Here is a 21,727-nt window from a genome sequence, read left to right as displayed (position 1 = left end):
TCTGTGGTGCGTACGTGGGAGTGTGCAGACCGGCCGTCGCCCCATGGGGGCGCGCGGAACTGCGCGACCAGCCCTCACCGGCCCGCACCCGACGACCGGTGGGGGCCGCAGGTGGTCGACGAGGTGAGCGGCCCGAGGCCGCGCGCCTCACCCCTTCACCGCTCCCTCTCCGACACCACGGAAGAAGTACCGCTGAAGACAGGCGAAGAGGGCGATCAGCGGCGCCACCGCGATGATCGTGCCCGCGGCCACCAGCCGTTCGTCGTTGGCGAAGGTGCCGTGGAGGTAGTTGAGGCCGATGGTCAGGGTGAACTTGTCCGGGTCGCTGAGCACGATGAGCGGCCACAGGAAGTCGTCCCAGGCGCCCATGAAGGCGAAGATCGCGACCACGGCGAGCGTCCCCTTCACCGAGGGCAGCGCGATCCGCAAAAACCGCTGCCAGGTGTTCGCGCCGTCGACGAAGGCCGCCTCCTCGATCTCGTACGGGAGGTTGAGGAAGGCGTTGCGCATCAGCAGCACGTTCATCGCGCCGATGCAGCCGGGCAGGACGACCCCGATGAGGGTGTTGTTCAGGCCCAGCTCACGCATGGTCGTGAACTGGGCGATGATGATGCCCTCCACGGGCACCAGCATCGCGAGGATGAACACGAGCGTGGCCACCCTGCGGCCCCGGTACCGCAGCCGGGCCAGCGCGTAACCCGCGAGCGCCGCGCCGACGCAGTTCGTCACGACGTTGGCGGTGGCGACCTTCAGCGAGTTGAGGGCGTAGTCCCAGACGGGGATGGTGTCGGCGACCCGCTCGTAGTTGTGCAGGGTCGGATCGCCGGGCAGGAACTTCGGCGGCGAGCTGAAGATGTCCTCGGTGGGACCCTTCAGCGAGGTGGAGAGCTGCCACAGGAACGGCCCGACGGTCAGCGCCAGGACGGCCAGCAACAGCAGGTAACGCAGGGCGAGTTCCCACACCCGGACGCGCTTGCCGTGCTCGTCGGTGACGCGCCGGCGACGACGGCGGGGCGCGTCCACGGCAGCCGGCGCCCCGGGGGTCTTCTCGGCGACGCTCACGCGTCCTCCTTCCGGTCGGCACGCAGCACGAGCAGCATCAGCGCGACGGTGACGACGAAGACGACGACGGAGATGGCGGACGCGTAGCCGACGCGGCCGGTGAGGCCGGTGCCGGTGCGCTGGACGAGCATCACGAGAGTGGTGTCCTCGCCGGCGGGGCCGCCGTCCGGGCCCGCCATCAGGTACACCTCGGAGAACACCTTGAACGCGGCGACCGAGGAGAGCGCGCCGACCAGCACCATCGTGGAGCGGACGGCGGGCACGGTGACGGTGAGGAAGCGGCGGACCGCGCCCGCGCCGTCCACGGCGGCGGCCTCGTGCAGCTCGCGCGGCACGTTGGCGAGAGCGGCCAGATAGATGATCATGTAGTAGCCGAGGCCCTTCCAGACCGTGACGGTCATGGCGCTCAGCAGGAGGAGCCACTGGTCGCTCAGGAACCCGATCCTGCCGACACCGACCGCCTCCAGCAGCGAGTTGACCAGGCCGCGTTCGTCGAGCAGCCACACCCAGATGAGGCCCACCACGACGATGGAGGCGACGACCGGGGTGTAGAAGGCCGACCGGAAGAAGGCGATGCCGGGGATGTTCCTCTGGACCAGGAGGGCGAGCAGCAGGGGCAGCAGGACGAGCGCGGGGACCACCCCGACGACGTACAGCGTGCTGTTGCGCAGGCCGATCCAGAACATCTCGTCGTGCAGCAGCTCCCGGAAGTTGGCCAGGCCCACGAACTCACCGGGCATCAGGGTCCGGCGGTCCGTGAAGGCGTTGACCAGCGTCGACACGAACGGGTAGAGGATGAAGACGCCCACGACCAGCAGACCGGGAGCGGCGAACAGCCAGGGGCTGCTCGGCAGTTGACGCCGCACCCGGGCGGTCCCCCCGGACCGGCTCCCGGCGGGACCCGACCCGGAGGAACCGGTCCCCGCCGAGGCACGGCCCGCGGGGATCCGGTCGGCGGACGCGGTGCTGGAAGAACTCGCCATGTCGGTCAGCCCTGCTGCTGGAGCAGGCGGTCACACGCCTTGACAGCGTTGTCGAGCGCTTCCTCGGGGCTCATCTTGCCCTGCAGCGCCTTCGCGACGGAGTTGCGCAGCTCGGTCTTCATCTGCTCGCTGAACAGCACGGGCGTGTAGTTGGCGGCGTTCTTCAGGGACTTGGCGGCGGCGACACGGACCCGGGTCTCGTCCGTGCCGTCCTCCTCGGTGAAGTACGGGTCGTCCAGCGAACCGGCGGTGCTCGGGAAGATCGCGACCTTCTTGGCGAACGACATCTGGTTCTGCGCGTCGGTCACGAAGTGCGCGAAGGCGACCGCGGCGGGCGTCTGCTTGGTCTTCGCGTTGACCATGACACCCATGACGTACATGTTGACCTTGCCGGTGCTGGTGATCTGGTCGGTGATGCCGATGTTCTTGTAGAGGTTCGGCGCCTGCTTCTTGAAGTTGCCGAGGTCCAGGGCGCTGCCCGGGTTCATGGCGACGGCGCCGGTGAGGAACTTCTTGCCGGACGACTCGGGGGTCGCGGTCAGCGCCTGCGGGTCGAGAGCCTTGGCGTCGAACAACTCCTTGTACTTACTGAGGAGTTCCACGCCCTTGGCGTCGTTGAAGGCGAAGCCCGTGCCCTCCTTGTTCATGAGTTGGACGCCGTAGCGGCCGAAGTCCTCGATGGTGGGCACGTTCGCCAGGGTCGCGACCTTGCCGTCGCTCTTGTCCGCCAGTTCGAGCGCGCTGTCGAAGAGTTCGTCGTACGTCTTCGGGGGCTTCGAGGCGTCCAGGCCCGCCTCCGCGAACAGCGACTTGTTGTAGAAGAGCGGCCCGGTGTTCAGGTACCAGGGGAAGGCGTACGTCCCCTCCATGCCCGGTATCTCGTGGCTGGCCCACGCATCCGGCAGGTACTCCTTCTTGTACTGCCCGGCGGCCTTGTCGAGGTCCAGCGCGAGGCCCGCCTTGGCGAGCGGGGCGACGAGGTCCGGCGAGACGTTCACGACGTCGGGCAGGGTGCCGCCGGCCGCGTCCGCGCTGATCTTGTCGGCGTAGCCCTCGGCGGGCTGGTCGACCCACTTCACGTTCGTGCCCGGGTACTTCTTCTCGAAGTCGGCGACCAGGCCCTCGAAGTACGGCTTGAAGTTGGCCCTCAGGTTCCAGGTCTGGAAGGTGATGTCGCCCTCGACCTTGCCGGAGGCGTCCGTGGAACCGCTGTCGTCACCCCCGGAGCCGCAGGCGCTGAGCGGCAGGACCAGGGCGACGACAGCGGCGGCGAGTGCTCTGCGAGGCATGCGCACGGTGACCGGGCTCCTTTGCGACGGTGTGGGTCAGGGGGTGACGGGCAGACCTTGCATCCTTCCCGGCGGGGAAGTCAATGGATTCCGCCTCGCTAAATTCATTAGCTGCACATATTCGCAGGTCAGAAGGCAACACAACGCCCTCTTGCAACAGATCACTAATGCGCTTTAGAGTGACCTGACTCAAGCGCTTTAGTGCCGTCCACAATGAGCGGCCGACACGCAGGTCTTCATGCGGGCCATGCAGGCTTCGGTGAGATGGGGGAGCAGGTTGCCAGCCAAGCGGTCTCCGGCGCGCCGGCCGACGATGAAGGACATCGCGCAGCGCGCCGGGGTCTCCGAGAGCGCGGTCTCGTTCGCCCTCAACGACCGGCCCGGGGTCTCCGAGATCACCCGCGACCGGGTGCGCCGGGTCGCCGAGCAGCTGGGCTGGCGGCCCAGCACGGCCGCGCGCCAGCTGTCCGGCGAGGGCACGGCGACGGTCGGGCTCGTCGTGGCCAGGCCCGCGGACACCCTCGGGGTCGACTCGTTCTTCCTCCAGCTCATCTCGGGCATCCAGGAGGTCCTGGCGGAACGGCACCTCGGGCTGCTCTTCCAGGTGGTCGAGGACGTCGACGACGAGTGCGCGGTGTACCGGCGCTGGTGGGCGGAGCACCGCGTGGACGGGGTGCTGGTCGTCGACCCCCGGACCGACGACGCCCGTCCGGACCTGCTGGACGAACTGGGGCTGCCCGCGGTGGTCATCGGCGGCGCGCCGGACGCCCGGCACCCGGGGCTGTCCACGGTCTGGGCGGACGACGCGGGCGCCATGGCGTCCGTCGTGGGACGGCTGCACGAGCTGGGGCACCGCCGGATCGTGCACATCGCGGGGCTGCCCGGGCTCGCGCACACCGAGCGGCGGATCCGTACGCTGCGCGCCGAGGCCGACCGGCGGGGGCTCGCCGAGGTGCGCTCGGTGACCACGGACTACTCCGACGCGGAGGGGGCGGCCGTCACGCGCCGTGTCCTGGAGGGTGGTTCGCCCCCGACGGCACTCGTCTACGACAACGACGTGATGGCCGTCGCCGGGGTGGCCGCGGCGACGGAGCTGGGGTTCTCGGTGCCGGGTGACGTGTCCGTCGTCGCCTGGGAGGACTCGGCGCTGTGCCGGATGGTCAAGCCGTGGCTGTCGGCGTTGTCCCGGGACACGGTGGGGTTCGGGCGGACCGCGGCGAAGGAGTTGACGGCGCTGCTGGACGGGGGGGCCGCGCGGGCGGTGGGGGTGCCGGTGCCGGGGCTGATCGAGCGGGAGAGTATCGGTCCCTGCGGGGTTATCGGGTGAGCGTGTCCGCTCGTCTGCGGGTGCGTCGTGGCTGGTCGCGCAGTTCCCCGCGCCCCTGAAAAACGGGCGGTTGCCCGCGGCGCATCACCCTCACAGACGGGCGGTTGGCCGCGGCGCATCTCCATGAAAGACGGGTGGTTGGCCGCGGCCCTGACGCCTGCCTGCCGGCGCGGGGCTCGTACCCCTCCGCGCCGAGCCGCTCGGCGGGGCGATGTCGCCCCTTCATCGGACAGCCGAACGGTCGTGGCGGCAGAAGTCCGGCTCGACTGGACGGCCCGTAGCGGGGCACAGTCCTCCTCGAACACCAGGAAGAACACGCCCCTGAGGAGTCGCCGTGACCAGCTGGGCCGGCCGGACCGCCGCCGAGATCGCCGCCGCCGTACGCGACAAGCGGGTCACGCCCCGCGAGGTGGTGGCCGAGCACCTCGCGCGGATCGAGCTGCTCGACGTGCGCGTGGGGGCGTTCCGGCATCTGCGCACGGCGGCGGCGCTGGCCGAGGCGGACGAGGTGGCCGCGAGGGCGGATCTGGCCGGCCTGCCGCTCGCGGGCGTACCGGTCGCGGTCAAGGACAACCTCGCCGTACGCGGCGAGTCCACCCGCAACGGCAGCGCGGCGAGCCCGGAGACCCCGGCGGAGGAGGACCACGTCACGGTGGCCAGGCTGCGTGCGGCGGGTGCCGTCGTGGTCGGCCTGACGAACGTCCCCGAGCTCTGCGTCTTCGGCACCACGGAAGGCGTGCACGGCACGGCCCGCAACCCGTGGGACACCACCCGCACGGCGGGCGGCTCCTCGGGCGGCAGCGCGGCCGCGGTCGCCGCCGGCATGGTGCCCCTGGCCCTCGGCAACGACGGCATGGGCTCGCTGCGGATCCCGGCCGCCAACTGCGGACTGATCGGCCTGAAGCCCGGCCACGGCACGATCCCGGCGGGCATCGGCCACGGCGACTGGTTCGGCATGTCCGAGAACGGACCGCTCGCGACGACGGCCGAGGACGCCCGGCTGATGTTCTCGGTGCTGGCCGCCACGGACGTCGTACGCGCGCAGAGCCCCGCCGCCCTCTCGGTCGCCGTCTCCGTACGCAGCCCGCTGGCGGGGGTCACCGTCGCCCGCCCCTACGCGGACGCGGCGCGTGAGGCGGCCGGGGTGCTCGCCGGAGCGGGGCACCGGGTCCGGCGTGCGGACCCGCCCTACCCGGTGTGGCTCGGCACGACCTCGCTGGCGCACTGGACGGCGGGGACCTCGGTGGACGCGGAGGAGCTCGATCCGCGGCGGCTCGCGCGCCGGACCCGGGTGCACGCGCGCGTGGGGCGCCATTTCGTGGACTCGGTACGGACCGGTGTGCGGCGGCAACAGCTACGGGAACTGCTCACGCCCTTCTTCGACGAGCACGACGTGCTGCTCACTCCCACGCTGGCACGGCGGGGACCCGCGGCCGCGGAGTGGCACAAGCGGGGGTGGCTGCGGAACGTCCTGGTGAACACCGCCTACTCGCCGCTGACACCGCCGTGGAACCTGACGGGGTGGCCCGCGATATCGGTACCGTTCGGGATGCTCCCTTCGGGAGTACCGGGCGCCGTCCAACTGGTGGGGCGACCCGGTTCCGAGACGGTGCTGCTGCAACTGGCGGAACAGCTGGAGGAACTGCGCCCCTGGGGACGGACGGCTCCGCTGGGCTCGGCCCAGGAGGGTCTGTAGCTCGCGTGAACGCGGGGGTCAGAGGGAGCGATGCATGACGTGCAGGCCGACTCTGCCATGAGTCGGGTGGGCGAAGGCGTCGGGGATCGTGCCCAGGATGCTGAAGCCCAGGGACGTCCACAGCTTCACGGCCGGGTTGGTCTCCACGACGGCGTTGAAGACCATGGCCCGGTACCCGTCGGCCTCGGCCGTCCGCAGGACGTGCTCGGCCAGGGCACGGCCGATGCCCTTTCCGGCGTGGTCCGGGTCGACCATGAACCCGGCGTTGGCCACGTCGGCCGCGGGCCCGCCGTAATTGGGGGTGACGTAGGCGGAGCCGACGACGGCACCTGAGGCGTCCTCGGCGACGAACACCCGCTTGCCGGGCGCCATCCACAGAGCGCGGGCATCGTCCTCGGAGGTGTCCGGGTCCCAGGCGTAGGTCTCCCCGGCGGCGACGATGAGGTGCCAGAAAGGCCAGATCCGCGGCCAGTCGTCGACGACGGCTTCTCTGATCAGCATGCACACGAGTCTGGCACGCTGACAGAACCCACCCCACCGCGGCAAGCCCCCGCACCCGGGCCGCCGGCGTCGACACGACGGGCCGACTGCGCGGATACGACGGGAGCGGGCCGTGCCGGTACGTCGCAGCCCGTCGCATAGGGCTCCTGCAATCGACCGAACTCTTCCGTCCGTGGGGCCGTATACCCGGAAGGCGACGGGCTCGACGTACCGGCACGGCCCCGACCCACCCACGACCGCCACGCGACCACGGCGGACCGGGGCAGGCGACGGTCAGTCCACGCTGGGCAGAATGTGCGGCTCGGCGAGGTCGTCCTCATAACCCGCCAGGCGGATGGGGGCGGACCTCGCCCACACATCGAGACTGCCGAGCTTCTCCGCCCGGTCTGCGAACTCCGTACGTTCCTTCGGACCTTGCTCGACGAGGTTCGTCTTCTCCGGTGTCACCGCGCACTCCTTATGTGTCGGGTCACCCTCGGGGCGTGCAGGACCACTCTGCCGTTGGCCGCCTGACGCCCGCTCGGGTATCGGTACAGGCACTGCGGACGCGGTGGCGCCGGTCAACTCACCTGGAAGCAGGCCGTGGTGACTGGCATGTCCCGGGACGGACCGTGGGTGTGGGTGGAACCCAATGAGCTGTCCGTCCCGTACAGGGTAACCAGATGAGCGACCCGCCGCTCGATGGGGCTGAAAACACGGTGTAACGGTCTGAAGTCGTGAGCCCCCGAACGACCTCCGCACGACCTCCGCACAACCGCTCCCCCACCAAGTTTCACTCGGTTGTCCACAGGCAGGGATCCACCCGTCCAGCCCTGTGCCACCATGATCAGCGTCCCACTGTCCAGGCGAAGGAGTCCGACATGGCCGCCCAGAAGGTACGCGGTGTCATCGCCCCCGGTAAGAACGAGCCGGTCCAGATCCGGACGATCCTCGTCCCTGACCCGGGACCGGGCGAGGCCGTGGTGAAGGTGCAGGCGTGCGGGGTCTGCCACACGGACCTGCACTACAAACAGGGCGGCATCAGCGACGACTACCCGTTCCTGCTCGGCCACGAGGCGGCCGGTGTCGTCGAGTCGGTCGGCGAGGGCGTCACCGACGTCGCTCCCGGCGACTTCGTGATCCTCAACTGGCGTGCGGTCTGCGGCCAGTGCCGGGCCTGTCTGCGCGGCCGCCCCTGGTACTGCTTCGACACGCACAACGCGAAGCAGAAGATGACGTTGGAGGACGGCACCGAGCTCTCCCCCGCCCTGGGCATCGGCGCCTTCGCGGAGAAGACCCTGGTAGCGGCCGGCCAGTGCACGAAGGTCGACCCGTCCGTGTCCCCCGCGGTAGCCGGCCTGCTCGGCTGCGGCGTGATGGCCGGCATCGGAGCGGCCATCAACACCGGCAACGTAGGACGCGGCGACTCGGTCGCCGTCATCGGCTGCGGCGGCGTGGGCGACGCCGCGATCGCCGGCGCGAACCTCGCCGGCGCCGCGAAGATCATCGCCGTCGACATCGACGACCGGAAGCTGGACAAGGCCCGCACGATGGGCGCCACCCACACCGTCAACTCCAAGGAGACGGACCCCGTCGAGGCGATCCGCGAGCTGACCGGCGGCTTCGGGGCCGACGTCGTCATCGAGGCGGTCGGCCGCCCGGAGACGTACAAGCAGGCGTTCTACGCCCGCGACCTGGCGGGGACGGTGGTCCTGGTCGGTGTCCCCACCCCGGAGATGAAGCTCGAACTGCCCCTGCTGGACGTCTTCGGCCGCGGCGGCAGCCTGAAGTCGTCCTGGTACGGCGACTGTCTGCCCTCCCGGGACTTCCCCATGCTGATCGACCTGCACCAGCAGGGCCGCCTGGACCTGGAGGCGTTCGTGACGGAGACCATCACGCTCGACGACATCGAGCAGGCGTTCGACCGCATGCACGGGGGAGACGTCCTGCGATCGGTGGTGGAGCTGTGACGACCGCCCGCATCGAGCACCTGGTCACCTCCGGCACGTTCAGCCTGGACGGCGGGACCTGGGACGTCGACAACAACGTATGGATCGTGGGCGACGACACCGAGGCCGTCGTCATCGACGCGGCACACGACGCCGACGCGATCACCGAGTCGCTCGGCGACCGCACCCTGCGCGCGATCATCTGCACGCACGCGCACAACGACCACATCGACGCGGCCCCCGAGCTGGCGGCCCGCACCGGCGCACCGATCCTGCTCCACCCGGACGACCTGCCGCTCTGGAAGCAGACGCACCCGGACCGACTCCCGGACGGCCAGTTGTCCGACGGCGAACAGCTGACGGTGGCGGGCGTGCGGCTCACCGTCCTGCACACGCCGGGCCACGCGCCGGGGGCCGTGTGCCTGTACGCCCCGGAGCTGGGCACCGTCTTCACCGGCGACACCCTCTTCCAGGGCGGGCCGGGCGCGACGGGCCGGTCGTTCTCGCACTTCCCGACGATCGTGGAGTCCATCCGGACCCGCCTGCTCGACCTCCCCGCCGAGACGGTCGTCCGCACCGGCCACGGCGACTCGACGACGGTGGGCGCGGAGGCCCCGCACCTACAGGAGTGGATCGCCCGGGGCCACTGAACCGGGTCCGCCCGCCCAGAGCCCAAACCCAACCCGACCCAGGCCACCCGGCCAAGCCGGGCCGGGGCGGGCCGGGGCGGGCCGGGGCGGGCCGGGGCGGGCCGGGGCGGGGCGGGCCCCACGCCCACGGTGCGCAGTTCAGTTCCCGTTGGCCCGGCAGAAATCTGGCCATGATCTGCTGGCGCGAGACGACGGCCTTTCTCGCCCGCAGGGAGGACTGGCTCATGGAACTGCGCAGTGTCGAAGAGCTGATGGATCTGCTGCACGCCTGCCGAGGGGCCGGTGGCACGGCCTGCCTCGGCGGTGCCCCGGTCGATCTGCACGATCACGCGCTGCAGACCGCCGCGCTGCTGCGCCGCGCCCGCCCCGCGGACAAGGAGCTGCAGGTGGCCGGCCTGGTGCACGTCGTCGGGCAGTTGCTGCGACCGGGCACCCTCACGGGCCACGCCGACCTCTCGGCCGGTGCGGTCGGGCCACTGCTGGGCGAGCGGGTCTCCTGCCTCGTACGCCTGCACGGGGAGGGCCGGGTGCACGAGCCGGGTCTGGACGAGGCGGTCGTGGACGACGTGCTGATGCTGCGCCAGGCCGACGAGTCCGCCCGGACCGCGGGCCTGGACGCCGGGGTGCTGGAGGACTGGCGCACGGTCCTGGAACTGGTGTCGTCACGGCACGCACGCCTGGGCGCGGTCGACCGACACCCCTAGGGGCGCGGGGAACGGCGCGACAAGCCCCCACCCACCCGCACCCTCACCACGAGCGACAAGCCCCGTCCCACGCACGCCGCGCACCCCACGCACCCCGCGGAGCGCGAAGCACCTACCACTTGCCGGGCGCGTAGTCCTTCAGGAAGACCCCGTACAGGTCCTCCCCCTGCTGCCCCCGCACGATCGGGTCGTACACGCGGGCCGCCCCGTCGATCAGATCGAGCGGCGCGTGGAACCCCGCGTCGGCCAGCCGCACCTTGTCCGGGTGGGGCCGCTCGTCCGTGATCCACCCGGTGTCGACGGCGGTCATCAGGATGCCGTCCTTCTCGAACATCTCCTGCGCACTGGTGCGCGTGAGCATGTTGAGCGCGGCCTTGGCCATGTTGGTGTGCGGATGCCCCGCACCCTTGTACCCGCGGTTGAAGACCCCCTCCATGGCGGACACGTTCACGATGTACGTGCGTCCGGCCTCGGCGGCCGCCATGGCGGCCCGCAGCCGGCTGATGAGGATGAACGGCGCGGTGGAGTTGCACAGCTGCACCTCGAGCAGCTCGACCGGCGTGACCTCCTCGACGGCCTGGATCCAGCTGTTGGTGTCGTGCAGGTCGGGCACGAGCCCGCCCGCGTCGATCGCGGTACCGGCGGCGATCCGCTCCAGGGAGGCGGAGCCGGAGACGAGCGCGAGGTCGGTGACGTCCTGCGCGGTCAGCGCGCCGCCCCCGGCCACCGGCAGCGCGGACACGGCCCCCGAGCCGAACGTGCCGATGACCTCGGCGGGCGGCAGTTCCCCGGCGGGCAGCGGGCCCGACTCGGCGGCGAGCAGTTCGCTGTAGGCGCCCGGCGAGCGGCGTACGGTCTGGGCGGCGTTGTTGATCAGGATGTCGAGCGGTCCCGCGGCGGCGACCGAGTCGGCGAGGGCGACCACCTGGGCGGGGTCGCGCAGGTCGAGGCCGACGATCTTCAGCCGGCCGATCCACTCGTCGCTGTCGGGCATGGCCTTGAATCGGCGGATGGCGTCGTTCGGGAAGCGCGTGGTGATCGTGGTGTGCGCGCCGTCCCGCAGCAGCCTGAGCGCGATGTACATGCCGATCTTGGCGCGGCCGCCGGTGAGCAGCGCGCGCTTGCCGGTGAGGTCGGTACGGGCGTCGCGGCGGGCGCGGTTCTCGGCGGCGCACTTCTGGCAGAGCTGGTGGTAGAAGAAGTCGACCTCGACGTACCGGGTCTTGCAGGTGTAGCAGGAGCGCGGGCGTTCGAGTATGCCCGCGATGGCGCCGGCCTCGGTCACGGACGACGGCAGGACGCCCTCGGTCTCGTCGTCGATGCGCTGGGCGGAGCCGGTGGCCGTGGCCTCGGTGACCGCCTTGTCGTGGGCGGTCTTCGCGGCCCTGCGCTCCTGGCGGCGGCGCTGCTTGACCGAGCGGTAGATGCCCGCGGTGGCGCGGCGCACGGCGATCGCGTCGGGGTGGTCGACGTCGATCTTCTCCAGCTCGTCGAGCACGGCGAGACAGACGGCCAGCCGCTCCGGATCGATACCGGGTCCGTGGTCGACATCGGAACCGTGGTCCGCATCGGTGCCGTGGCCGGCACCCGGACCGTGGCCGGCACCCGGACCGTGGTCGGCACCGGGACCGTGGTCGGCACCGGGACCGTACGAGCCTTCCGGGGCCTGTGCCGTGTCCACGGCGGGGGCCGCCTGGCTGTCCTGTGTCACCGTCATCGCCGTTGCCGTTCCTCGGGTCTGTGCGCGGCGCTCGAACCGCGCTCGCTTCCGAAGGCGGAATTTTACGGAGCGCGGGGCAAAGGCACCAAACCCGCGATGATCACCGGTCGTCCGGAGGCCCGCGGAAGGTGGTCCACGGGCCCGCGAGCAGCGGGTCAGGACACGCAGGCGACCGTGAGTTCCGCCACCTCCGCGGTCAGCGACTCGGCCAGCAGGCCGAGGTCGGGGACGGCTTCCGCGTCGGCGACGAGTCCGTAGTGGACGCGTCCGCGGAAGGTCGACACCGCGACCGCGAGGGCCTGGCCGCGGGCCAGCGGGGCGAGCGGGTACACCTCGGTCAGCGGGCAGCCGCCGAGGGTCATGCCGAGGCTGGGCAGCGGCACGCTGGTGACCAGGAGGTCGAAGAGCAGCCTGGCCGCCTGACCGACGACGGGCATGGTGAGCCGGTGGCCGAGCGCCGGGACGTGGTCGGCGAGCAGGGCGACGGCGCCCGCGCCCCGAGTGGGGCCGGCGTCCTTGTTGCGGTCCATGGCCGTGCGCACGGCGGCGAGCCGGGCGAGCGGGTCGGGGTCGTCGACGGGCAGGTTCATCAGGTAGCCGGAGAGCCGGTTGCCCTGCGGGTGCGCGGTGCGCGGGCGCCGCCGCGAGACGGGGATCAGGGCCCGCGGCGACACCCCCTCGCTGCCGTCGCCGCGCTCGTCCAGCCAGCGCCGCAGGGCGCCCGCGACGACGGCGATGAGGACGTCGTTGACGGTGCCGCCCACGCTCTTGCGGATCCGGTGGATCTCGTCGAGTTCCACGGCCGCCCCCGCCACACGGCGGGTGCCGGTGGGCTGCGAGACCAGCGCGGCGGTGGACCGTGCGCCCCAGGTGGCGCGGGCGACGGAGGCGCCGATGTCGAGGGCCTGCCCGACGTCGGAGAGCGCGTCGCGGACCAGTCCCGGGACCTTCCGTACGTCGGGGAGGAAGCCCCGTGCGGGCTCCGCGGGGCGCGGGCGGGGGGCCGGCATGTCCATGGGGTCGAGGACGGCCGCCGCGAGCGTCAGGGCCCGCAGTCCGTCGGCGAGGGCGTGGTGGAACTTGAAGAGCACGGCGAAGGAGGTTCCCGCCTCGCCGGGTACGACGTGGGCTTCCCACGGGGGCCGGTCGCGGTCCAGGGGGCGCTGCATGATCGCGCCGGCGACGGCGTGGAAGTCCGCGGCGGGGGCGTGCAGGCGGACGTGGTCGAGCGGCTCGAAGTCGGGTGCGGCCTCGCGGGCGGCGCCGCCGAAGGCCAGGGGCCCGTGCAGGTCGAAGGGGGACGTCTGCCGGAGGCGGAGCGGCTGCCAGATGTCCCGGATCCGCATGCGCAGTCCGGGGACGCCTGCCGCGCGGGCCGCGAGCAGGCCGGCCGCGTGCCGGGCCGCGGCGGGCGAGGTGGCCTCGAAGACCCCGAGCGCCGCGAGGTGCATGGGGTGTTCGGGGGACTCGATGTTCCAGAACGCCAGGTCGAGTGGTGCGAGAAGGTCAGAGTCTGTGGACAACGGATCGGCTCTCGCGTCGACGACGGGTGAGCCAGCAGTCAATCCCGGTCGGACGATTACGGTCAAGTACGATCACGCTACACACAGTAAACAACGGATTAAGTCCCGCTCCCGGCGAAGGAAGCGGGACTCGTGTGGCGTCAGGGCACCTGCTGGCCCTTCCCGAGGGCGATCACGCCGGCCTCGGAGACCGTGTAGAGCTCCCGGTCCCGGTCCGGATTGACCCCGATGGTCGCGCCCGGGGGCACCTGCACGTTCTTGTCGAGGATCGCGCCGCGCACGACCGCGCCCCGGCCGATGTGCACGTTGTCGTGCAGGACCGAACCCTGGACGACGGCTCCCGGGTCGACGACGACGCCCGGGGAGAGGACCGAGCGCGTGACCTGGCCCCGGATCAGGCAGCCCGCGCTGATGATCGACTCGCTCGCCATGCCGCCCGCGTTGAACCGGGCGGGCGAGTGCTGGCCCGAGGTGGTGTAGATGGGCCAACTGCGGTTGAAGAGGTTGAAGGCGGGCCGCTCGGCGATCAGGTCCATGTGGGCGTCGTAGTACGCGTCGAGGGTACCCACGTCACGCCAGTAGCCCTGGTCACGCGTGGTCTCGCCGGGCACGTGGTTGTCGCTGAAGTCGTAGAGGCCCGCCTCGCCGCGCTCGGTGAGCTGCGGGAGGATCGAGCCGCCCATGTCGTGCACCGAGTTCGCGTCCTCGGCGTCCCGCTGCAGCGCCTCTATCAGGGCCTTGGTGGTGAAGATGTAGTTGCCCATCGAGGCGAAGACGCACTCGGGGTCGTCATGCAGTCCGGGCGGGTCCGCGGGCTTCTCCAGGAACCGCTCCACCGTCTGCCCGTCGGTGCCGGGGGTGATCACGCCGAAGGACGACGACTCCGCCCGCGGGACGCGGATGCCGGCCACGGTCACGCCCGCACCGCTGTCGATGTGCTGGGCGAGCATCTGACGCGGGTCCATGCGGTACACGTGGTCGGCGCCGAACACCGCCACGTACTCGGGCTGCTCGTCGTACACGAGGTTCAGGGACTGCAGGATCGCGTCCGCGCTGCCCAGGTACCAGCGCGGGCCGAGCCGCTGCTGGGCCGGGACGGGCGTCACGTAGTTGCCGAGCAGGCTGGACATCCGCCAGGTCGTGGTGACGTGCCGGTCGAGCGAGTGCGACTTGTACTGCGTCAGGACGCAGATGCGCAGGATGTCGGCGTTGACGAGGTTGGACAGCACGAAATCGACAAGGCGGTAGGTGCCGCCGAACGTGACCGCTGGTTTGGCGCGGTCCGTGGTGAGCGGCATCAGGCGTTTGCCCTCTCCGCCCGCCAGCACGATCCCCAGCACCGAAGGCCCACCACGACGCATGGCCGCTCCCCTAACCCTCATTGATCCGGTCCTGCCCGCGAGCAGGCCGGACTACGCCTGTTTGAGGATTTCCTCGTAGAGCCGGACCGTACGACGGGCGACGGCGTCCCAGCCGAACTCCCCCACCGCGCGCTGCCGTCCGGCCTCGCCCATCCGCCGGGCGGCCCCGGCATCCCCGAGGACCGAGTCCAGCGCCTGCGCGAGTCCCGTCTCGAAGTCCTCGTCCACGGTGACCAGTACCCCGGTTTCGCCGTCCTCAACGACCTCGGGGATGCCGCCGACCCGGGAGGCGACCACCGGGGTGCCGCAGGCCATCGCCTCCAGGTTGACGATGCCGAGGGGCTCGTAGACCGAGGGGCAGACGAACACGGCCGCATGGGTGAGGAGCTGGATCACGTCCGGGCGGGGCAGCATCTGCGGGATCCAGTGCACGCCCTCGCGGACCCGGCTCAGTTCCTCGAAGAGGACACGGAACTCCTGGTCGATCTCGGGGGTGTCCGGCGCGCCCGCGCAGAGCACGACCTGTGCGGCCGGATCGATGTCGCGCACCGCGCGCAGCAGATGGGGCACACCCTTCTGGCGGGTGATGCGGCCCACGAACAGCACGTACGGCCGGGAGGTGTCGAGGCCGAGCCGCTCCAGGACGTCCGTGCCGTGGTCGGGCCGGTAGAGGCTGGTGTCGATGCCGTTGTGCACGATGTGCACCCTTGCCGGGTCCAGGGACGGATAGCAGCCGAGGATGTCCTCGCGCATGGCTCCGGAGACGGCGATCACCCCGTCGGCGGCCTCGATCGCGGTGCGCTCGGCCCAGCTGGAGAGGGCGTAACCGCCACCCAGCTGCTCGGCCTTCCAGGGGCGCAGGGGTTCGAGGGAGTGCGCGGTCATGACGTGCGGGATGCCGTGCATCAGCTTCGCGAAGTGGCCCGCCAGGTTGGCGTACCAGGTGTGCGAGTGGACCAGTTCGCGGCCTTCCAGGGCGGCGGCCATGGAGAGGTCGACGGAGAAGGTGCGCAGGGCGTCGTTGGCGCCGTCGAGCACGGGCCAGGGCCGGTGCCGGAGGACCCCGCCGGCGGCGCCCTCGCCCCAGCAGTGCACGTCGAGGTCGGTGAGGGGCCTCAGCTCGCGGGCGAGGAACTCGACATGGACCCCCGCGCCGCCGTACACGTCCGGCGGATACTCGCGGGTCAGCAGTCCCACTCGCACCCGGAACCCCCCTGTCTCAGTCATTGCTTTCCTCATGGTCACCCAGATGTGGCGGTTGGGGAAGACCACGGTGCCCGTGTGAAGCAGCAGTCACCGCAGACTCCGCCACCGGGTACCCGGTAAAAGAGACAACAACTGCGCCGGCGGAAGTCCGTTCCGTCCAGGGTGCCGGTGTTCCGCAGGTCGGGGTGGTCGAGGAGTTCGGCGGCGAGCGCGCGGGCACGGTCGGCGAGGTCCGCGCGGTGGTGTGCGGCGGCCCAGCGGCCCAGCTGTCGTGCGGCGCCCGCGAGCGCGGAGGCCGCGTTGCCCCACAGCAGTCCCTCGGCCACCGGGTGCCGGGCCCGCAGCGCCGCCGCGAGGGGCCGCAGGTGGCCGTGGTGCACCAGGCGCCGGATCGTCGCCGCGTCGCCGGGCAGTGCGCGCACCCCGGACAGCCACAGGTCGTCGGGGGCGCTGCCGTCGGCGTCCCAGCGCAGCAGACGGGGGTCGAGGTCCGGCACCTGCCCGTACAGCACGGCCGCGCCGAGGGCCACCGACCACAGCCGGGCGGCGAGCCCCTGCTGCGCCACCGAGACGCCGATCCGGACCTCCGGCGCGTTCAGGGACCGCACGACCTTACGGATACGGAATGTCAGCGGATCGCGCTCGTCGGGCACGCTCCGTTCCGCGCAGACCTCCGCGTAGACCTCCGCGAGCGTCGGCAGGGGCGGCCTTCCTGTCCGCAGGGTGAAGAAACCTTCGAGCGCGGCGAGCCGCCTGAGGTCCGGGTCGGGATTCACGAAGACCAAGTACACCAAGGGGGCATAAGGGCGCCACCGGTCGGGTTGTACTTCGTGTCACCCGACCTGGGGAGGACTCGGCCCAAGACGTACTCCATCGGCAGTAGGACCCAATGACTGCTCAGGTACGACGACACGGGACCTTTCGCGAGGGATCGTATTCATCATGGAAGCCGACAGTTCGCCGCACCGGACGCCCCGCCCGACGGAGCCCGTCCGACACACGCAGAGGAGCGACACATGAGCGCACTCGTGCTGTCTGTGGTGCTCTCTCTCGTCTCCGCCGTCGCCTATGCGGGCGGGGCGATCGTGCAGGAGCGCGTCGCGGCGAACACGCCTGACCACACGTACGCTCCCATGCGCCAGACCGCCTGGTGGGTCGCGGTGGGACTCAACGCCCTCGGCGGACTGCTGCACGTGGTGGCACTGGCCTACGGGCCGCTGAGCCTGGTCCAGCCGCTGGGCGCGCTGACCATCGTGTTCGCCCTGCCCATGGCGGCGGTCTTCGTCCGCCGCCGGGCCGGCGCGACCGCCTGGCGGGGCGCGATCATGGCGACGATCGGCCTGGCCGGACTACTGGCCCTGGTCGGCACGGCCGACTCGCAGTCCCTGAGCGACACCCAGCGTCTCGTGGTGGGCCTGGTCACCGGCGGCGCGGTGGTGGCGCTGATGACGGCGGCCCGCGCGGCGCACCGGCACCCGGCCGTGCGCAGCGTGCTGCTGGCCGTCGCGGCGGGTGTCGCCTTCGGTATGTCCTCGGTGTTCACGAAGACCGTCGCGGTGGACTGGACGGGTGGCGTCACCGTCGCCGACCTGCCGAGCCTCGCCGTGATCGGCGTCCTGGCGACCGCGGGAATGCTGCTGTCGCAGGCGTCCTACCGGGGGGCCGGTCTCGCGGCCCCGCTGGCCACGCTGACCGTGGTGAACCCGATCGTGGCCGCCGCGGTGGGCCTCACGATGTTCGGCGAGACGTTCCGCTACGGCGTGACGGGCACGATGCTCGCCCTGGGCTGCGGAGTCGTCGCGGCGGGCGGTCTGATCCTGCTCACCACGGAGCGGCTCGGCGGGCCGGAGCACACGCGGCCCGTCCCGGCGACGACGGACGCGACAGCCGTGTCCGCGGCCCCGGAGGTGACCGCGGACACGGCCGTGGCCGCGTCCGCGGGAGCCGCACCGGTCTCCTTCGAGAGGACCGCGGTGCTTCCCGGGCAGGCCGTGTCCGGGAACCGGCGGGTCGCCCCAACGGTGCGCGAGAAGGCGCTCACGGCAGCCGGCGTACGGGAAGAAACGTTCACGGGGACGGCCGGGACGCTCGCCCTCGGGCGGGAGCAGGCCCGGGTGTCGCCGCCCGGGTCCAACGGGCCCCCGCCGTCCGACGCGCCGGACGGACCGGGCGAGGCGCCGCGGCCCGAAGGTGCCTACCACGGCATGCCGTGCCTGCCCCTGTGGCCCGCCCCGCTGGTGATGCGGTCCTGCGTCAAGTCCTGACGGTCCTGCCTCAGGCCCTGACGGACCTGAGGCAGGACGCCGCCTCACGTGTGCCGAGCGTCCCGCCCCACGTGTGCGGAGGCCGTGTCGCGTCAGATCCTGACGCCGCCCGCGCGCAGATAGGCGAGCGGATCGACGTCGCTGCCGAAACCGGGCCCCGTCCGCACCTCGAAGTGCAGATGCGGGCCCGAACTGTTGCCCGTGGAGCCCGCACGGCCGATGCGCTGGCCGCCTGTCACGCTCTGCCCGGCCCGCACGGAGATCGCGGACAGATGGGCGTACTGGGTGTAGCGGCCGTCGCCGTGCCGGATCACCACCTGGTAGCCGAAGGAGCCGCCCCAGCCCGCGGTCACCACGCTGCCCGCCCCGACCGACTTGACGGACGTTCCGGTCGGCACCGGGAAGTCGACGCCCGTGTGGTAGCCCTTCGACCAGGAGGAGCCCGTGGCGTGGTACGGCGTGCCCGTGCCGGCGCTCACCGGGGCGGTCAGGCTGTGCGTGACCGACCGCGCCTTCTTCTGCGGCTTCGCCGCGGCGGTCTCCTTCTTCTCGGTCTTCTCCGTCCTCTCCTTCTTCACCGCCTTGCCGGGCGAGGACGTGGAGGTGCCGCTCCTGCCCGGCGTGTCCTTCGTGCGCAGGCTCAGCCGCTGCCCGGGGACGATCAGGTCGGGGTCGGAGCCGACGGTCCTGCGGTTGCTGTCGTACAACTGCCGCCAGCCGCCCGGCACCTCACGGGTGCCGGCGATGCCGGAGAGCGTGTCGCCGCGGACCACCGTGTACATCTCGGCGGTGCCGGCCCGGGACTGGGGCGTGGTCTGCGGCTGTACGTCGACCTTGCGCTCGGCGGTCCGCGTCGGGGTGCCCGACGGCCTGCCGCCAGAGGGGTCGATATCAGGGCTGTCGCCACCGCGGGTGAGCCCCGCCCGCTGCGAGCAGACGGGCCAGGCGCCCGGACCCTGGCCCTTGAGCACCTTCTCGGCGACGGCGATCTGCTGGTCCTTGGTGGCGAGGTCGGCGCGCGCCGCGTAGGCCCTGCCGCCGTACGCCTCCCAGGTGGACTGGCTGAACTGGAGCCCGCCGTAGTAGCCGTTGCCGGTGTTGATGCTCCAGTTGTTGGTGGACTCGCAGGCGGCCACCTTGTTCCAGGTGTCGACATCGGCCGCGTTCGCGACGCCGGTGCCGATGAGCGGAATCGCCATGCCCGCACCGCCTACCGTGACGGTGAGTGACGCTCGGTTGATCCTGTTCGGCTGATACCGGCGGTGCCGGCCGCGTACGGCCATGAAGGTGCCCCCTCGACAAGCGTCAGGAGCGGCAAAAGTAAACGCTGCTAACAGGCCATGACAAGAGGGCAATCGGCCGCCCTATCCCGCCAAGTGACCAGGAATACACCTTCGTTCGCCCGGATTGACGTGTATGCCGGTGGCAGGTGTGAGGGCGAAGTTCACGAGAGAGCTGAGGCAGGGGCGCTTCTCCTGCGTACACACCAGCGGCAAGGCAGGATGTGCGGTCGGAGAACCGGCAAGTCAGGATGGTCAGGCGGGCAATACTGGCGAGCAGGACCGGCACCACCGATTCAGGATCTTAGGAGCCAAACCGTATGAGCAACTCAGCGCAGATCGGCGTCACGGGACTCGCGGTGATGGGGCGCAATCTCGCCCGTAACTTCGCGCGGAACGGATACGCCGTCGCTCTGCACAACCGGACGGCGGCGCGTACGCACGCGTTGGTGGAGGAGTTCGGCAACGAGGGCGACTTCATCGCGACGGAGACGGCCAAGGAGTTCGTGGCCGCGCTGGAGCGGCCCCGCCGCCTGGTGATCATGGTGAAGGCCGGTGAGCCGACCGACGCGGTGATCCAGGAGTTCGCACCTCTCCTCGAGCCCGGCGACATGATCATCGACGGGGGCAACGCGCACTTCGCGGACACCCGGCGCCGGGAGCGCGAGCTGCGCGAGCAGGGCATCCACTTCGTCGGCGCGGGCATCTCCGGCGGCGAGGAGGGTGCGCTGAACGGCCCGAGCATCATGCCGGGCGGGCCCGCCGAGTCCTTCGAGTCGCTCGGCCCGATGCTGGAGAAGATCTCCGCGAAGGCCGAGGACGGCGCGCCGTGTGTCACGCACGTGGGCCCCGACGGCGCCGGGCACTTCGTGAAGATGGTGCACAACGGCATCGAGTACGCCGACATGCAGCTGATCGGCGAGGCGTACCAGTTGCTGCGGGACGTGGCCGGCTACTCCCCCGCGCAGATCGCCGACATCTTCCGTACGTGGAACACCGGGCGGCTCGACTCGTACCTGATCGAGATCACCGCCGAGGTCCTGTCGCACGTGGACGAGGCGACGGGCAAGCCGTTCGTGGACGTGGTCCAGGACCAGGCCGAGCAGAAGGGCACGGGCCGCTGGACCGTGCAGATCGCGCTGGACCTGGGCGTACCGGTGTCGGGCATCGCCGAGGCGGTCTTCGCCCGGTCGCTGTCGGGCCACAGTGCGCTGCGGGAGGCGTCCCGCGGGCTCGCCGGACCGACGGCGAGCAGGCTGAGCGAGTCCGAGGCGGCGGCCTTCGCCGACCAGGTGGAGCAGGCGCTGTACGCGTCGAAGATCGTGTCGTACACGCAGGGCTTCCACGAGGTCGCGGCCGGCAGTGCCGAGTACGACTGGAACATCGACCTGGGCGCGGTCGCCTCGATCTGGCGCGGGGGCTGCATCATCCGGGCGGCGTTCCTCGACCGGATCCGGGCCGCGTACGACGCGCGCGCGGACCTGCCGAGCCTGCTCTCCGACGACACGTTCGCGCAGGAGATCGCGGCGGCGCAGGACGACTGGCGGGCGGTGCTCGTCTCCGCCGTGCAGCAGGGGGTGCCCACGCCCGGGTTCGCGGCGGCGCTCGCGTACTACGACGCGTTGCGCGCGGAGCGGTTGCCCGCGGCGCTCACGCAGGGGCAGCGGGACTTCTTCGGGGCGCACACGTACCGGCGGACCGACCGGGAGGGTTCGTTCCACACGCTGTGGGGCGGGGACCGGTCCGAGGTCTCCGGCTGAGGTCTCGGCTGAACTCTCGGCTGAGGTCTCGTCGCGGTCTGCGGGTTCGCGAGGACTGAGTACGCGGTCCCCGCGCCCCTGAGAACGGCGGCGGGCGGGGCGGACAGTGTCCGCGCCGGCCCGCCGCCGCCTTGTGGCGCCTCAGCCGAGGGGGTTCGGCTGGGGTTCCGGGGACGGGGTCGGGTCCGGACCCGGGGCCGGCCGCGGGGGCGGCTGCGGTACCGGGTTCGGGGACGGACCGGGCGTCGGATCCGGTGCCGGAACCGGGTCCGGGAACGGCTGCGGGCGGTCAGGTCCCGGTCCGGGCGTGGGGTCCGGTCGCGCAGGGTCGGGGAACGGATGCGTCATCTTGTCCTCCAGCCATAGGGATCATCGACTCTGGACTCCTCCCCCGCCTACCCGGACCCGTCGCCTCCACTCACTCCCTGGCGGGACGAACGGGGTCCAGCTGGCCCCTTCGGGGCGGGCGCGGT

Annotated in this window: 18 protein-coding genes; 7 read left to right on the top strand and 11 right to left on the bottom strand. The window is 71.4% G+C overall.

The genetic code is table 11. From position 1 onward, the window contains the following. Positions 1-147: 147 nt before the first annotated feature. Genes ACFYXC_RS07610 through ACFYXC_RS07600 form a run of 3 tightly spaced genes read right to left on the bottom strand, consistent with a single transcriptional unit; the run spans position 148 to position 3,334 of the window. A complete protein-coding gene (locus ACFYXC_RS07610; RefSeq protein WP_388905330.1) occupies positions 148-1,062 on the bottom strand; it encodes a carbohydrate ABC transporter permease in 915 nt (304 codons plus the stop codon). After that, the gene (locus tag ACFYXC_RS07605; RefSeq protein WP_388905329.1) at positions 1,059-2,045 is read right to left on the bottom strand and encodes a carbohydrate ABC transporter permease; all 987 of its coding nucleotides are present in this window, start codon (positions 2,043-2,045) and stop codon (positions 1,059-1,061) included. The genes ACFYXC_RS07610 and ACFYXC_RS07605 overlap by 4 nt, the downstream gene beginning before the upstream one ends. 5 nt (positions 2,046-2,050) lie before the next feature. Beyond that, positions 2,051-3,334, bottom strand: a complete 1,284-nt coding sequence (locus ACFYXC_RS07600; RefSeq protein ID WP_389548450.1) for an ABC transporter substrate-binding protein — start codon at positions 3,332-3,334, stop codon at positions 2,051-2,053. Positions 3,335-3,611: 277 nt separating this feature from the next. On the opposite strand from ACFYXC_RS07600, the gene ACFYXC_RS07595 reads away from it, so the two are divergent. Both ACFYXC_RS07595 and ACFYXC_RS07590 read left to right on the top strand, forming a co-directional pair. After that, entirely contained in the window at positions 3,612-4,661 is a 1,050-nt protein-coding gene (locus tag ACFYXC_RS07595; protein WP_389548065.1) for a LacI family DNA-binding transcriptional regulator, read from the top strand. Between the two features lie 334 nt (positions 4,662-4,995). Beyond that, the gene (locus tag ACFYXC_RS07590; RefSeq protein WP_389548062.1) at positions 4,996-6,357 is read left to right on the top strand and encodes an amidase; all 1,362 of its coding nucleotides are present in this window, start codon (positions 4,996-4,998) and stop codon (positions 6,355-6,357) included. A gap of 18 nt (positions 6,358-6,375) precedes the next feature. Here the strand turns inward: ACFYXC_RS07590 and ACFYXC_RS07585 are convergent, their stop codons facing one another. Both ACFYXC_RS07585 and ACFYXC_RS07580 read right to left on the bottom strand, forming a co-directional pair. Continuing rightward, on the bottom strand, positions 6,376-6,858 hold the full coding sequence (locus ACFYXC_RS07585) for a GNAT family N-acetyltransferase (RefSeq protein WP_389548059.1): 483 nt from the start codon (positions 6,856-6,858) through the stop codon (positions 6,376-6,378). Between the two features lie 273 nt (positions 6,859-7,131). Next, entirely contained in the window at positions 7,132-7,305 is a 174-nt protein-coding gene (locus ACFYXC_RS07580) for a hypothetical protein (RefSeq protein ID WP_388905324.1), read from the bottom strand. Positions 7,306-7,718: 413 nt separating this feature from the next. On the opposite strand from ACFYXC_RS07580, the gene ACFYXC_RS07575 reads away from it, so the two are divergent. The 3 genes from ACFYXC_RS07575 to ACFYXC_RS07565 all read left to right on the top strand — a co-directional run bounded on the left by ACFYXC_RS07575 (position 7,719) and on the right by ACFYXC_RS07565 (position 10,140). After that, positions 7,719-8,807: an S-(hydroxymethyl)mycothiol dehydrogenase gene (locus ACFYXC_RS07575; RefSeq protein WP_388905322.1), complete on the top strand. Its 1,089-nt coding sequence runs from the start codon at positions 7,719-7,721 to the stop codon at positions 8,805-8,807. Further along, complete coding sequence (locus ACFYXC_RS07570; RefSeq protein WP_389548054.1) at positions 8,804-9,436, top strand: MBL fold metallo-hydrolase; 633 nt, start codon at positions 8,804-8,806, stop codon at positions 9,434-9,436. The genes ACFYXC_RS07575 and ACFYXC_RS07570 overlap by 4 nt, the downstream gene beginning before the upstream one ends. Positions 9,437-9,660: 224 nt before the next feature. Continuing rightward, on the top strand, positions 9,661-10,140 hold the full coding sequence (locus ACFYXC_RS07565) for a hypothetical protein (protein WP_389548447.1): 480 nt from the start codon (positions 9,661-9,663) through the stop codon (positions 10,138-10,140). A gap of 112 nt (positions 10,141-10,252) precedes the next feature. Here the strand turns inward: ACFYXC_RS07565 and ACFYXC_RS07560 are convergent, their stop codons facing one another. The 5 genes from ACFYXC_RS07560 to ACFYXC_RS07540 all read right to left on the bottom strand — a co-directional run bounded on the left by ACFYXC_RS07560 (position 10,253) and on the right by ACFYXC_RS07540 (position 16,726). Next, positions 10,253-11,857: an SDR family NAD(P)-dependent oxidoreductase gene (locus ACFYXC_RS07560; protein WP_389548051.1), complete on the bottom strand. Its 1,605-nt coding sequence runs from the start codon at positions 11,855-11,857 to the stop codon at positions 10,253-10,255. Positions 11,858-12,015: 158 nt separating this feature from the next. Beyond that, entirely contained in the window at positions 12,016-13,383 is a 1,368-nt protein-coding gene (locus ACFYXC_RS07555; RefSeq protein WP_389548048.1) for a wax ester/triacylglycerol synthase family O-acyltransferase, read from the bottom strand. Between the two features lie 140 nt (positions 13,384-13,523). Continuing rightward, on the bottom strand, positions 13,524-14,744 hold the full coding sequence (gene glgC, locus ACFYXC_RS07550) for a glucose-1-phosphate adenylyltransferase (RefSeq protein ID WP_389548045.1): 1,221 nt from the start codon (positions 14,742-14,744) through the stop codon (positions 13,524-13,526). A 51-nt stretch (positions 14,745-14,795) separates the two neighbouring features. Further along, a complete protein-coding gene (gene glgA, locus ACFYXC_RS07545; RefSeq protein ID WP_388906381.1) occupies positions 14,796-15,947 on the bottom strand; it encodes a glycogen synthase in 1,152 nt (383 codons plus the stop codon). A 38-nt stretch (positions 15,948-15,985) separates the two neighbouring features. Next, on the bottom strand, positions 15,986-16,726 hold the full coding sequence (locus tag ACFYXC_RS07540) for a (2Fe-2S)-binding protein (protein WP_389548043.1): 741 nt from the start codon (positions 16,724-16,726) through the stop codon (positions 15,986-15,988). A 240-nt stretch (positions 16,727-16,966) separates the two neighbouring features. Between ACFYXC_RS07540 and ACFYXC_RS07535 the strand changes: the two genes are divergently transcribed. Then, positions 16,967-18,214 (top strand): DMT family transporter, encoded by a 1,248-nt coding sequence (locus ACFYXC_RS07535; protein WP_389548040.1) that lies wholly within the window; start codon positions 16,967-16,969, stop codon positions 18,212-18,214. A gap of 92 nt (positions 18,215-18,306) precedes the next feature. Here ACFYXC_RS07535 and ACFYXC_RS07530 read toward each other — a convergent pair whose 3' ends face one another. Continuing rightward, complete coding sequence (locus tag ACFYXC_RS07530; RefSeq protein ID WP_389548037.1) at positions 18,307-19,497, bottom strand: transglycosylase family protein; 1,191 nt, start codon at positions 19,495-19,497, stop codon at positions 18,307-18,309. Positions 19,498-19,814: 317 nt separating this feature from the next. On the opposite strand from ACFYXC_RS07530, the gene gndA reads away from it, so the two are divergent. After that, a complete protein-coding gene (gndA, locus tag ACFYXC_RS07525; RefSeq protein ID WP_388905313.1) occupies positions 19,815-21,254 on the top strand; it encodes an NADP-dependent phosphogluconate dehydrogenase in 1,440 nt (479 codons plus the stop codon). Positions 21,255-21,727 lie beyond the last annotated feature (473 nt).

The organism is Streptomyces sp. NPDC002701, assembly GCF_042889045.1.
Classification (GTDB): Bacteria; Actinomycetota; Actinomycetes; order Streptomycetales; family Streptomycetaceae; genus Streptomyces.
This window is presented reverse-complemented; position numbering and strand designations above follow the sequence as displayed.